Below are 12,119 nucleotides of genomic sequence, written 5' to 3'. Positions count from 1 at the left end.
CCGACTGCTCTATGGGTGTTCTCGTTGGCATTGCTCACCGCGGCGGGGGCGCGTGCGCAAATCCAGGAGGGCCCGCCAGCATGGGCCTACCCGGTCAACCCGCCCAATTTTCAACGCACGCCAGACGATGGCACGATCAGGCACGTTCCTGACAGCGCCGCCGGTTTTACGCTCACGCAAGTGCGCGATCTGTTCGCCGCGCCCGACTGGCATCCGGACGATCATCCACCAATGCCAGACATCGTGGTGAGGGGGAGAAAGCCAGAGGTGTTCGCGTGCGGCGTCTGCCACCGGGCAGACGGACCGGGCGGTCCTGAGAATGCCAGCCTATTTGGCCTCTCCGCGGAATACATCATTCAGCAAACGGCGGAGTTCAAGACGGGCCTGCGCACGAACTCCGCGCCTCGCGTCGCCACCGACCTGATGATCAAGTTGTCCAAAGCGGTGACAGATCAAGAACTCGCTGAGGCGGCAGCCTACTTCGCCTCCATCAAGCCGAGATCGAATATTGTCGTCGTTGAGGCCGAGGCGGTGCCAAAAACACAGGTGAGAGACCTGTTTCTGGCTCCGCTGGACGGCGCCGAGAAAGAGCCCATCGGCCAGCGCATCATCGAGATACCGGAAAACGTTGAACACTTTGTCAGCCGAGACTCGCGCACTCGTTTCATCGCCTACGTCCCGGTAGGCAGCATTCAGAAAGGACGGACGCTGGCAACGAACAGCGATCCGCGCGTCCAGTGCGGGACCTGTCACGGTGCTGACCTCAACGGGACTGCCACCGCGCCGGGGCTTGCGTCCCGTTCGCCCACCTACATGTTCCGGCAGCTCTATGACTTCAAATCGGGCGCGCGGAAGGGCGCCAATAGCGAACTCATGAAACCGGTTGTCGAGAATCTCAGCGTCAACGACATGATCGCGCTGGTCGCCTTTTCAGCGTCGCTCAAGCAATAACATTCTTCGGGGGCTGTGCAGAATGGGCCAGCCGGCGTGCTTGGCGCGGTCGGTTCTTCGGTAGGTCGCCCGGCCGGCAATCTGCCGCCGGCCGGGCTAACGCGCCCAACTTCCTTTGCGGCCTGTGACCATTGCGCTGTCACGAACCGGACGTTTTAACGACGAGCTTTATGTTCAGCAGGTTGACGCCTTTGAACGGGTTCGGCGCGCTTTCGATCGTTCCCGTACCCGTGGCGTTCGCATAGGCACCTGTGCCCGACAAGATTGTGTATTCGCCCGTTGATTTGCCGTCCTTGGCCGAACCGGTGTAGCGCGCGGTAATCGAGCCTTCCTCGAACGTGTACGTGCTGTAGCCGAAGAAGGGCCCCGATCCTTTGAGCAAGTCCGAAGTATTGACGAACTCTTTCACTCCGATACGGCCATCGGTGAAGACAGCGACCCCAAAGAATTTCCCAGACACAACCGTCTGTCCTTCGACGTTTGCGGCCTCTATGACCTTGAGGTCGATCGGCTTCGTGATCAGCTTGAACTCGAGCACCCGCTCACCGGCCACGGCCGTTGACGCCGCGACGGCCAATGCCACGCCAGAAAGGAAAAAGGTGAGAGACTTCCGCATAGCTTCCTCCTGCGCTTGTTGAAATCAAGTCGAGAAGTGTGAGCTACTCATCGTGCCCGGCTCTTCGCGGTGGCACGGAAGAGAGCCCTCGGAACGCCCTGACAGCGGCTGAACTCTCTCTGTCCTGAGGCGCGAAGTCGGGACGCTAATATGAGTCCAAGGCACGGGAAGAAAGTTCAACTTTCCGGTCTGGTATAATCGTATCCAGCCACTGCGCGACTCACAGCAAAGGCACAATCATCATGGCCTTTGCTGGTCGCCGGACTTCATCCAATCGTTCGCGGGAGAGCAATTCCGAGGAATCACTGTCAGCAACATTGACAATAGGAGCACCCTTGCCGCTCACCCTTTCAAAGGCAAATCCCCTGAGTGTCCGCCGTGTAGCTCGCCTTCTTGACTCATCGCGATAGATCGCTGCGAGCCGTTGCCCGGGCAGAGCCATGGCTTCGCGACCCAGCCTCAGCCCGCCTGCGCGCCGGCTTCTTCATCGCGCCCAAACCGCTCGACGAGAAAGTCGATGAACAGCCGCACCTTCACCGACAAATGCCGCGTCGGCGGATAGACCGCATAGAGCGCGAGCGGCGGCGCAAAATAGTCTTGCAGGACGGCGCGCAGCTTGCCTGTCCGCAACGCGTCAGCGGCGATGAACTCCGGCAGCAGCGCGAGCCCCCTGCCCTTGATCGCGACGTCGCGCAGCACCTCGGCATTGTTGACGCAGAGCGACCAGGCCGGCTGGATCCAGTGATCGCCATCCGCGCCGGTAAGCTTCCACTGATTGCCGGTGAGCAGGAAGCCGTATGTCAGCGAGGCGTGCTCGCGCAGATCCTGCGGGTGCTTTGGCGTGCCGTGACGTGCGAGATAATCCGGCGAAGCGCAGATCATGCGCGCCACCGGCGTGATTTTCCGCGCGATCAGGCTCGACGATTCCAGTTCCGCGATCCGCAAGGTCACGTCAAAACCGTCCTGGACGGGATCGAGCAGATCGTCGCTGAGGACGATCTGGAGCTGAAGCTCGCCATAGCGCGCCATGAAATCGGCCAGCACCGGCCCGAGCCGCATCGTGCCGAACGACATCGGCGCGTTGACGCGGAGCAGGCCGCGCGGCGCCGACTGGGCCTGCGTCACCGCCTGGTCGGCGGCCTCGATCTCCGAGAGGATGACGAGTGCGCGCTCGAAATAGCGCTGGCCGTTCTCGGTCGGGCTGGCATGCCGCGTGGTCCGGTTCAGGAGCTGCACGCCGAGGCTCTCCTCTAAGTCGGCGACATATTTGCTGATCGCCGAGCGCGACAGCCGCAACTGCCGCCCCGCTTCGGCAAAACTGCCGCTTTCGACCACTTTCACGAACGCGCGGAGGCTGGCGACCTTATCCAAGGGCCGGCCTCGGCGATTGTTTCCAAATCGTAGACATAGCCGTCATATTTGCATGGATTGTCTCCAATACAAAGCGGAACGATATTTCCGGCCAGAGCAAGACGCTCCCCGAACTATGGAGGACGAAAATGTCTGGACTGCACCATGTGACCGCGATAGCCGGCGACCCCATCAGGAATTTCCGCTTCTACACGCGGGATCTCGGTCTGCGCTTCGTCAAGAAGACGGTCAATTTCGATGATCCCGGCACCTATCACTTCTACTACGGCGACGAGGCCGGCCGCCCCGGCACCATCCTGACCTTCTTTCCGTGGGCGGGCGTTTCGGCCGGGCGACGCGGCGTCGGCGAGACCCATCAGACCGCCTTCCGCGTGCCGCAGCGCTCGCTCGGCTACTGGACCCAGCGCTTCACCGAGAAGGGCATCGCGTATGAGGCGCTGGAGAAGCGCTTCGGCGAATCCGTGCTGCCGTTCACCGATCCCGATGGCATGGCGCTGGCGCTGGTTGGCGTTCCCGGCGCCGAGAGCGAGCCCGGCTGGAGCAATGGCGACGTGCCGGCCGAGCACGCGATCCGCGGTTTCCATGGCGTGACCTTGCTGCTCGACAGCGCGGCGAAGACGGCAGCCGTCCTCACCGACGTGTTCGGCTTCAAGGAGACCGGCCGTGAAGGCTCGGTGATCCGCTTCAAGGCGCCTGGCGATGTCGAGGGCAGCGTCGTCGACATCTACGAGGCCAAGGGCTTCCTGCGCGGGCATCAGGGCGGCGGCTCGGTGCATCACATCGCGTTCCGCGCGGCTGACGATGCCGAGCAGGGCAAGATGGCGCAAAGGCTCGTGAGCAATCACGGCCTGCATCCGACCGAGCAAAGGGATCGCAATTACTTCCGCTCGATCTACTTCCGCGAGCCCGGCGGCGTGCTGTTCGAGATTGCGACCGACATCCCCGGCTTCGCCGTCGACGAACCTGTCGCGACGCTGGGGCAAGACCTCAAGCTGCCTGCTTTCCTCGAAGCACAGCGCAAGCAGATCGAGGGCGTTCTGCCGAATCTGGAAGAGACCGTGTCATGACCGAGACTGAATTCATCCATCGCTTCGAGCCCGCGGCCAGCGCGGGCTCACCTCCGCTGCTGCTGCTGCACGGCACCGGCGGCGACGAGAACGACCTGCTCGGGCTCGGTAAGATGATCTCGCCGGGGTCCGCCCTGCTCTCGCCGCGCGGCCGCGTGCTCGAGCACGGCATGCCGCGCTTCTTCCGCCGCCTCGCCGAAGGTGTGTTCGACGAGGACGACGTCCGCCGCCGCGCGAACGAGCTCGGCGACTTCGTCAACGAGGCTCGGCAGCGCTACGGCATCGCCGCGCCGGTCGCGGTCGGATTCTCCAACGGCGCCAACATCGCAGCCGCGCTGTTGCTGCTGAAGCCGGAGGTGCTGGCCGGCGCGATCCTGCTGCGCGCGATGGTGCCACTGTCGGATCCGCCTACGGCCGATCTTGCCGGCAAGCCGGTCCTGCTGCTGTCTGGGCAGGCTGATCCGATCGTGCCGGCCGGCAATTCGGCCAAGCTTGCGGCTCTGCTCTCGCAAGCAAGCGCGAGCGTGACCCATAGGGTCCTGCCGGCAGGCCATCAATTGTCGCAAGCCGACGTGACACTCGCCCGCGACTGGATCGGCAACGTCCACGCCAGGGCAGCATGACCTAACTAGCGGCGCATCGTTTCCAAACGGTGCGCCGCCGCCTTCACTCGAACCGCCCGTCGTGGGTCGCACCCAGCAGCCGCTTCCGCTGTTCGCCAACTTGATCAGCTCTTCCGCCGATCTGAACCGCATTGGTGTGGTCAGAGCAGCCTCGGGCTAAGCGCCGCAAGAGGCGCTTAGCCCGAGGGCTCAAAATGGGAATACTACCGTCGATCACTGCGTGACCTCTGCATCAATTCAGGACGGAGTATGGCGCTGAACTCGGGGAGCAACAGCCGATAATGCTCCTTCCGTCACCGCGAGACTGTTCACTTTTGGCCACAGCCGCCATCGCTGATGCAATTCGCATATGCGCAGCAAGCGAGGGACGAACCGATCATAATTCGATAGAAACGGTCATATGACCGACCAAACTGCTGACGTCCAGGCTGCTATGCAGTATTTGACTTGGGCACTGGAAAAGATCGAAACGGTGGGCAACCAGAAAGCAGCCCACCACGCCCGTATAGCCTTAGAGGCGCTGCGCAAGGGTTCAGCTGATAAGACTGAATAATTAGCTTCGGCCTGGCACAGCAAGCCCGCTTCGGGTCAGAAGCGGTCGTTCAAGCGCCGAAGTGCTAGCGCTGCTGGGCGGCCAAGATGCAACCCGAGTCTCGCCCCGCCGCAGGCGGGGCGAGATCGTTGCTTCCAGGGCAACTCGCTCAGATGAGGAAGTCGGTCTGGTGCAGGCTCGCCGCGTGGACGCCGTCGAGCGTGATGCTGTCGCTCGCCGACAGATGAATCACGGCGTCGCCGGCGGCATTGTCGCTGATCAGGCTCGACAGCGCCGTCCAGTCCGCAAACCCGTAATCGTGCACATTGATCAGGTCGTGCTCGGTCACCGTGCTGCCGACCGCCTTGTTGCCCTGATCGAAATCGGTGATCAGGTCATTGCCTGAGCCGGTGTTGAAGACGAAGGTGTCGCTGTTTCCGCCGCCGGAAAGCTGGTCATCGCCGGTGCCGCCGTTGAGAATATCCCTGCCGCCGGTGATCGAGCCCGGCGTCGCGGGGGCATAGTTCGCGGCATCACCATAGAGGTGATCGTTGGTTGCTCCGCCGGTGAGAATATCGTTACCGCCTTGGGCATTGCCGGACATGGTCCGCGCATCGCCGAAGAGCTCCGGGTTCGTATAATGGAGGCTGTCGATGCCATCGAACTCGATTGTGAGAATATCATCTCCCCCTTGGGCATTGTCGGTCAGCGAGGTCGCCGAATCTCCGTAGCCGAATCCAGCGGTCCAGACGACGTCGGTGCCGAAGGTGAAGGTGATGTTGTCGTTGCCACCATGCGCATCGCCGCCGATGGAGCCGATGGAATCGCCGCTAGCTGTCGCAAAGCCCTGCATGGTGTTCACAGTGATGTCGAGCGTGTCATTGCCGCCCTGCGCCGCGCCGTTCATGGAACCGCCGGCATCGCCGGCGTACACATGGTCGTAGCTTCGCCAGCCCACCGCGCTCGTGATGGTGTCACTGCCGCCGTGCGAATTGCCCGACATGTCGCCGGCGACATCACCGAAAACATGCACGTCGGTGTAAAGCGAATCGGCCCCGACACTGATCGTGTCGTTGCCGCCCCTGGCGTCGTCGGTCATTGCCCGGGCGTCGCCGACCACGAGGAAGGCATTCCAGCCGTAGCTCCCAGTAACGGTCAGGGTGTCGTTGCCGCCGCGGGAGTGGCCATGCAACGTCGTGTCGTCCTCGCCGAAGATCGTGACGTCAACTTCCGGCTGGGTGACGGTGACCGTCACGGTGTCGTTGCCGCCCCAGGCATCCGTGGTGGTCGGAAAATTCGGATCACCGTAGAGGGTTTCGATCTGACCAAACTGGTCGAGCAGGACGTCGATGGTGTCGTTCGGCAGATATTGCATGGCGTAACTCCCATTTCATTGTCGGAAGCGGGGCTCACGTCGCTGGAATTTTTGCCCGACGTGCTGTGACCACGCTTCACCGAGACGAATTTAGTTCTGGTCGATGGCGGAGGTTTGCTGGAATTCGGGACAGAGTTTGATGGCGACGGGTTCGTTACGCCGTGCGGCGAAACTCGTCATTGCGCAGCCGCGATGGCGCTCCGCGTCGCGGGGCGACACCGCCGCTCTTGCTCTGCGCCTTCAGATGATGAAGTCGGTTGGATGCAGGTTCGCCGTGTGAACCCCGTCCAGCGTGATTGAATCATTGGCGGAAAGATGGATCACGGCATCGCCGGCGGAGTTGTCGCTGATCAGTTTCGACAGCGCCGTCCAGTCTGCAAAGCCGTAGCCCTGCACGTCGACCAGATCCTGTTCCACCGCGGTGCTGCCGACGGCCTTGTTGCCCTGACCGAAGTCGACGATCGTGTCGTTGCCCGAGCCGGTGTTGAAGACGAACAAGTCGCTGTTTCCCCCGCCCCACATCCGGTCGTCGCCAGCCCCGCCGTTCAGCGTGTCGACGCCGCCGGTGATCGAGCCTGGTGTCGCCGGTTCGTAGATTCGCGCGTCGCCATACATGAAATCGCGGCCAGCGCCGCCATTGAGGACGTCGTTGCCGCCATGGGAATTGCCCACCATGGTCGGCGCATCGCCGTACATCTGCGCGCCGGCTTCCGCATACTGGCCGTCGAGCTTGACGGTGAGCACATCGTCGCCGCCTTGGGCGAAGTCCATCAGGGTTTCAGCCGAATCCCCGAACAGGGCTCCGCTCGAGATGGGGCTGCCACCGTTCAAGGTGACGGTCAGGTTGTCGTTGCCGCCCTGCGCGAGCCCCCTCAGGGAACCGATGGCGTCTCCGCTGACGGTCGCCCCGCCATCCGTCGTGAGCACGCTGACATCGAGTGTGTCGTTGCCGCCATGCGTGGTGTCCATCATGGAACCGCCGGCATCGCCGGCGAACAGATTGGCGCCGCCGCGCCACGCGATTGAGCCGGTGATGTCGTCATGGCCGCCCTGCGCATTGCCCGACATGTCGCCGGCGACATCCCCGAACGCCGAGATCGTCGTGTAGATGGTGCGGCCGGCATCCGCGACGATGGTGTCGTTGCCGCCCTTGGCATCATCGATCATCGACTGGGTATCGCCAATCACGACGGCGGCGTCCCAGCCGCCGTCGATGTCGGCGATCAGTGTGTCGTTTCCGCCTTGGGAATGACCAAGCAACATCGTGTGGTCGTCACCGAAGATCGTGAGTTTTGCATTGAGCGCGGCGACACTGGCGGTCACGGTGTCGTTGCCGCCCACGACGTCGGTGGATGCCGGAAAGCCGGGGTCTCCATACACGGTCGCGATTTGGCCAAATTGGTCAAGCGTGACGTCGTAGGTGTCGTTCGGCAGATGCTGCATGGCGTAACTCCCATTTTCATTGTCGGAAGCGGACCTGACGCCTGCAGAGCTTTCTTTTTTGCAAGACGCGTTGTTGACCACGCTTCACCGGGAGCGAATCTACCTTTGGTAGATGGCAGAGATTTGCAGGAATTCGGGAGAGAGTTTGATCGCGCGCATGGAACCGCGGCTGCGTCGTGCGGATCGTCACCTCAGATTGCGCATCCGTGAAGGTTTGATGACCTGCTGGCAAAAGCAGCCGAGCGAACGCCGGCGCATCTGCTTGCGACTCCACCAGGCGGCATCGGCATCTTCACGGCGTGCCTCGCCCGACAGCGGCCCGAACCACGAGACCGCGATGATGGAATATTGCCGGTGTTTTGCCCGACGGGTCAATATTCCGGCGTATCGACCATTGAACGACGCAACGCACAAGCCATTGCGACGCAACGTGCAAGCCATTGAAATGACTATGCCCGGCTACTGTGCATGGGGTTGTTTTTCAGTTTTTTGTTTGGACGCGCCAAAGGAATGGCCTCTCCCCGATGGGAGAGGCCAAGATTGACGCGATACGCTCGACTTGATGGAGCGCCCTACTCCCAGGACCATGTCGAGAAATCATTCTCGTACTGCGGGACGTCCTTCCAGACGCCCTTCAGCTTCTTGGCTGTAATGGTGATCAGCTGCGGCTGATAGAGGTAGGCGGAGACGGCGTCGGTGGCCAGCATGCGCTGGGCGTCGCCGAGCAGCTTGGCGCGAGCGGCCTCCTCGGGCGTCGACACGATCTGCTTGTAGAGTGCGTTGAACTTCTCGTTGTTGTAGCCGAGGTAGTAATCCGGCTCGGTGATCTTCACGAGATCGAACGGTTCGACATGGCTGACGATGGTGAGGTCGAAATTGTGCGGCCCGTTGCCGGCGAACACCTGCGACAGCCATTGCGCCCATTCGACGTTCTCGATCTTGGCGACGATGCCGACCTTGGCGAGCTGGGCTGCGGCGATCTCGCCGCCCTGCCGCGCATAGGACGGCGGCGGCAGCTTGAGCGACAATTCGAGCGGCGTGGTGACGCCGGCTTCAGTGAGCAGCTTCTTGGCCTTCTCGGGGTCGTAGGGATTGATGCCGGTGGTGTCGACATAGCCGAGCGCCCCCGGCACATAGAAGCTACCGATCGGCGTGCCGAAGCCGTCGACGGCGCCGTCGATCATGGCCTTGCGGTCGATCGCGGCGAGGATGGCGCGGCGGACGCGGACGTCGTCCAGCGGCTTCTTGCGATGGTTGATCGCGACGATGGTCTTGGCCCTGGAGCCGCCGACCAGCACCGTGAAACGCGGATCGGCTTTGAACTGGGCCAGGGCGCGCGCCGCGGCGACGCGCGGGAACGCATCGACGTCGCCCGACAGCAGCGCCGCCACCTGCGCGGCCGGATCGGAGATGAAGCGGATCGTCACCTTCGAAAGCTTGATCGCCGAGGCGTTGCGATAATCGGCCCACTTATTCAGCGTGATCGAGGAGCCTTTGGCCCAGGCGCCGAGCTGATAGGGCCCGGTGCCGACCGGCTGCGTCACGTTGGTCGGCGCGCTCTTCGGCTCGACGATCGAGCCGCCCGCCTGGCCGAGCAAGAACGGCAGGTTCGGCTCGGAATATTTCACCGTGATCACGATGGTGTCGGCGTCGGGCGCCTCGACCTTCTCGAAGGCCTGGTACAGGCTCTTATCCTTGTTGGTGCTGGTCGGCGCGGCGTTGCGCTCGAACGAGAACTTCACCGCGGCGGAATCGAATGCCTCGCCGTTATGGAATTTGACGCCCTTGCGCAGCTTGAACGTATAGGTCTTCAGGTCCGGCGAAGCGGTCCAGCTCTCCGCCAGCAAGGGCGAAACGGAGCCGTCCTCGTTGATCTTGGTCAGGGTCTCGTAGATGTTGTAGAGCGTGACCTCGGCGATCGCGGCGGCGGCGGCGTTGGTCGGATCGAGCCCCGGCGGCTCCAGCGCCATGGCCATGACGACGCTGTCCTTCTTGCTCTGCGCCAGCACCGGCAGAGGCGCCGCGACCAGCGCGGCGGCAAATGCGACGATGGATAGTTTCCTGAACATCTCGTAACTCCCCGGCCTGCTGTCTTCGTGAGCCTACGCCAATCCTGCTCCGGACACTAACCTTCCATGGCTGCCTGCGGCAACGCCATCACGGCCTCGGCCTTGTGGCAGGCGGCAAGGTGCCCCTCGCCCACCTTGCGTAACGCAGGCAGCGCCTCGCGGCAATGCTGGTCGGCGAGCGGACAGCGCGCGACATAGGGGCATCCGGCCGCCGCCGCCGATTGCGAGGCGATCGCCTGGCCACCGCGCCGCCGCCGACCGCCGCCGGCGCGGGCCCGGGGCACCGCCTCCAGCAGCGCCCGCGTATAGGGATGGGCGCAGTGCTCGAACAGATCTTCGGGCCGTCCCTGCTCGACGATCCGGCCGAGATACATCACCGCGACCTCGTCGCAGAGATAGTCGACGACAGCGAGGTCATGGCTGATCAGGATGTAGCTCAGCCCGAACTGCTCCTGCAGATCCTGCATCAGGTTCAGCACCTGCGCCTGCACGGAGACGTCGAGCGCGGAGACCGGCTCGTCGGCGACAATCAGCTTCGGCTGGGTGATCAGCGCGCGCGCAATGGCGATGCGCTGGCGCTGGCCGCCGGAGAATTCGTGCGGATATTTCTCCATGTCGGCATCGCGCAAGCCGACCTGGCGCAGCACTGCGGCGACGCGCGCACGAAAAGTGGTGCGGTCGGCGTCTTCCAGCACAGTGAGCGGCTCGGCGACGATGCGGGCTATGGTCTGGCGCGGATCGAGCGAGCCGTAAGGATCCTGGAACACCATCTGGAAATCGCGGCGGGCGCGACGCAGTTCGTCGGCCGAGATGCGATTGAGATCGCGGCCGAGCAGCGCGACCTGGCCCGACGTCGGCCGCTCCAACGCCATCACCAGCCGCGCGAAGGTCGACTTGCCCGAGCCGGACTCGCCGACGACGCCGAGGCTCTTGCCGGCGGCGACCTGCACGCTGACGCCATTGAGCGCGCGCACCTGGCCCGGCGGGCGAAACAGGCTCTCCCGCGGCAGGGCGTAGCGCTGCTCGAGATCCTTCACGTCGAGAAGGGGCGCAGCGGTCATGCGGACAGCGCTCCGACGTTCTCAGCCATCGAGACATCCGTCCTGATGCAACGCACGACGTGCCGGGGTCCGACGTCGACCATCGGCGGAAGCGCGGCGCGGCACTGATCGATCGCGAGCGGACATCGGTCGGAGAACGTGCACCCCGCCGCCAGATCCGCAAGTTCCGGTACGGTGCCCGAGATCGTCTTCAGCCGCGTCCCCTTGCGCGCGCCGAGCTTCGGCCGGGCGCGGAACAGGCCCTGCGTATAGGGATGCCCCATGCGGCGGAACACCTCGTCGGTCGGCCCGCTCTCGACGACGGTGCCGCCATACATCACCATCATGCGCTGCACGTTCTCGGCGATGACGCCGAGATCGTGCGAGATCAGGATCATCGACATGCCGCGCTCCTCGACGAGATCGGCGATGAGGTCGAGGATCTGGCCCTGAATGGTGACGTCGAGCGCGGTGGTCGGCTCGTCCGCGATCAACAGGTCAGGCTCGCAGGCAAGCGCCATGGCGATGGTGATGCGCTGGCGCTGGCCGCCGGAAAACTGGTGCGGATAGGCGTCGACCCGCCGCGCCGGATCGGGCAGTCCGACGCGGTCGAGCAAGGCGATGGCTTCTTTGCGCGCCTGCGCCGCCGAGTGCTTCTTGTGACGTCGCAGCGGCTCGGCCACCTGGTGCCCGATCGTGTGCATCGGATTGAGCGCGGTCATCGGCTCCTGGAAGATCATGCTGATGCGGTTGCCGCGCAGGCGGCAGTAATCGGCGTCCGGCAACCCTGCGAGCTCGTTGCCGTCGAGCTTGATGCTGCCCGAGACCACGGCGCTATCGGGCAACAGCCCCATCAGCGACATCGCGGTGATCGACTTGCCGCAGCCGGACTCGCCGACCAACCCCAGCGTCTCGCCGCGCTTGAGGGAGAAGCTGACGCCGCGCACGGCCTGTGCCGGCCCGCGGCTGGTGTTGAGGCGGACACCGAGATTGTCGACCTCGATCAGCGGCATGGTGGAGCGCGCGCCCATC

At 63.6% G+C, this 12,119-nt stretch carries 11 protein-coding genes; 4 read left to right on the top strand and 7 right to left on the bottom strand.

The genetic code is table 11. The features are described from left to right. Nucleotides 1-15 precede the first annotated feature (15 nt). Complete coding sequence (locus tag A3AS_RS0102055; protein WP_371260653.1) at nt 16-951, top strand: cytochrome c; 936 nt, start codon at nt 16-18, stop codon at nt 949-951. A 139-nt stretch (nt 952-1,090) separates the two neighbouring features. Here A3AS_RS0102055 and A3AS_RS0102050 read toward each other — a convergent pair whose 3' ends face one another. Then, entirely contained in the window at nt 1,091-1,567 is a 477-nt protein-coding gene (locus A3AS_RS0102050) for a hypothetical protein (RefSeq protein WP_018315943.1), read from the bottom strand. 459 nt (nt 1,568-2,026) lie between these two features. Then, nucleotides 2,027-2,938: a LysR family transcriptional regulator gene (locus A3AS_RS0102045; RefSeq protein ID WP_018315942.1), complete on the bottom strand. Its 912-nt coding sequence runs from the start codon at nt 2,936-2,938 to the stop codon at nt 2,027-2,029. 128 nt (nt 2,939-3,066) lie between these two features. On the opposite strand from A3AS_RS0102045, the gene A3AS_RS0102040 reads away from it, so the two are divergent. The 3 genes from A3AS_RS0102040 (at nt 3,067) to A3AS_RS48120 (ending at nt 5,181) form a co-directional block, all read left to right on the top strand. Then, entirely contained in the window at nt 3,067-4,005 is a 939-nt protein-coding gene (locus tag A3AS_RS0102040; RefSeq protein ID WP_018315941.1) for a ring-cleaving dioxygenase, read from the top strand. Further along, entirely contained in the window at nt 4,002-4,628 is a 627-nt protein-coding gene (locus tag A3AS_RS0102035) for an alpha/beta hydrolase (protein WP_018315940.1), read from the top strand. Before A3AS_RS0102040 ends, A3AS_RS0102035 begins: the two co-directional genes overlap by 4 nt. 400 nt (nt 4,629-5,028) lie before the next feature. Beyond that, on the top strand, nt 5,029-5,181 hold the full coding sequence (locus tag A3AS_RS48120) for a hypothetical protein (protein WP_018315939.1): 153 nt from the start codon (nt 5,029-5,031) through the stop codon (nt 5,179-5,181). Nucleotides 5,182-5,329: 148 nt separating this feature from the next. Here A3AS_RS48120 and A3AS_RS0102025 read toward each other — a convergent pair whose 3' ends face one another. The 5 genes from A3AS_RS0102025 to A3AS_RS0102000 form a co-directional block, all read right to left on the bottom strand. Further along, nucleotides 5,330-6,535, bottom strand: coding sequence for a calcium-binding protein (locus tag A3AS_RS0102025; RefSeq protein WP_018315938.1), 1,206 nt, complete (start codon nt 6,533-6,535; stop codon nt 5,330-5,332). 240 nt (nt 6,536-6,775) lie between these two features. Next, a complete protein-coding gene (locus A3AS_RS0102015; RefSeq protein WP_018315936.1) occupies nt 6,776-7,978 on the bottom strand; it encodes a calcium-binding protein in 1,203 nt (400 codons plus the stop codon). Between the two features lie 572 nt (nt 7,979-8,550). Further along, nucleotides 8,551-10,047: an ABC transporter substrate-binding protein gene (locus tag A3AS_RS0102010; RefSeq protein WP_018315935.1), complete on the bottom strand. Its 1,497-nt coding sequence runs from the start codon at nt 10,045-10,047 to the stop codon at nt 8,551-8,553. Between the two features lie 56 nt (nt 10,048-10,103). Continuing rightward, entirely contained in the window at nt 10,104-11,108 is a 1,005-nt protein-coding gene (locus tag A3AS_RS0102005) for an ABC transporter ATP-binding protein (protein ID WP_018315934.1), read from the bottom strand. Beyond that, nucleotides 11,105-12,118 (bottom strand): ABC transporter ATP-binding protein, encoded by a 1,014-nt coding sequence (locus A3AS_RS0102000; RefSeq protein ID WP_026201578.1) that lies wholly within the window; start codon nt 12,116-12,118, stop codon nt 11,105-11,107. Before A3AS_RS0102000 ends, A3AS_RS0102005 begins: the two co-directional genes overlap by 4 nt. Nucleotide 12,119: the final 1 nt, after the last annotated feature.

This window comes from Bradyrhizobium sp. WSM2793 (assembly GCF_000379585.1).
Lineage (GTDB): Bacteria > Pseudomonadota > Alphaproteobacteria > Rhizobiales > Xanthobacteraceae > Bradyrhizobium.
The sequence above is the reverse complement of the archived record's forward strand: the minus strand, read 5'-3'. Positions and strand labels throughout refer to the sequence as shown.

Excerpts from the sequence above, each read along its gene's own strand:
- A3AS_RS0102050 (WP_018315943.1), bottom strand. The coding sequence starts at position 1,567 with ATGCGGAAGTCTCTCACCTTTTTCCTTTCTGGCGTGGCATTGGCCGTC.
- A3AS_RS0102040 (WP_018315941.1), top strand. The coding sequence starts at position 3,067 with ATGTCTGGACTGCACCATGTGACCGCGATAGCCGGCGACCCCATCAGG.
- A3AS_RS0102035 (WP_018315940.1), top strand. The coding sequence starts at position 4,002 with ATGACCGAGACTGAATTCATCCATCGCTTCGAGCCCGCGGCCAGCGCG.
- A3AS_RS48120 (WP_018315939.1), top strand. The coding sequence starts at position 5,029 with ATGACCGACCAAACTGCTGACGTCCAGGCTGCTATGCAGTATTTGACT.
- A3AS_RS0102025 (WP_018315938.1), bottom strand. The coding sequence starts at position 6,535 with ATGCAATATCTGCCGAACGACACCATCGACGTCCTGCTCGACCAGTTT.
- A3AS_RS0102015 (WP_018315936.1), bottom strand. The coding sequence starts at position 7,978 with ATGCAGCATCTGCCGAACGACACCTACGACGTCACGCTTGACCAATTT.
- A3AS_RS0102010 (WP_018315935.1), bottom strand. The coding sequence starts at position 10,047 with ATGTTCAGGAAACTATCCATCGTCGCATTTGCCGCCGCGCTGGTCGCG.
- A3AS_RS0102005 (WP_018315934.1), bottom strand. The coding sequence starts at position 11,108 with ATGACCGCTGCGCCCCTTCTCGACGTGAAGGATCTCGAGCAGCGCTAC.
- A3AS_RS0102000 (WP_026201578.1), bottom strand. The coding sequence starts at position 12,118 with ATGGGCGCGCGCTCCACCATGCCGCTGATCGAGGTCGACAATCTCGGT.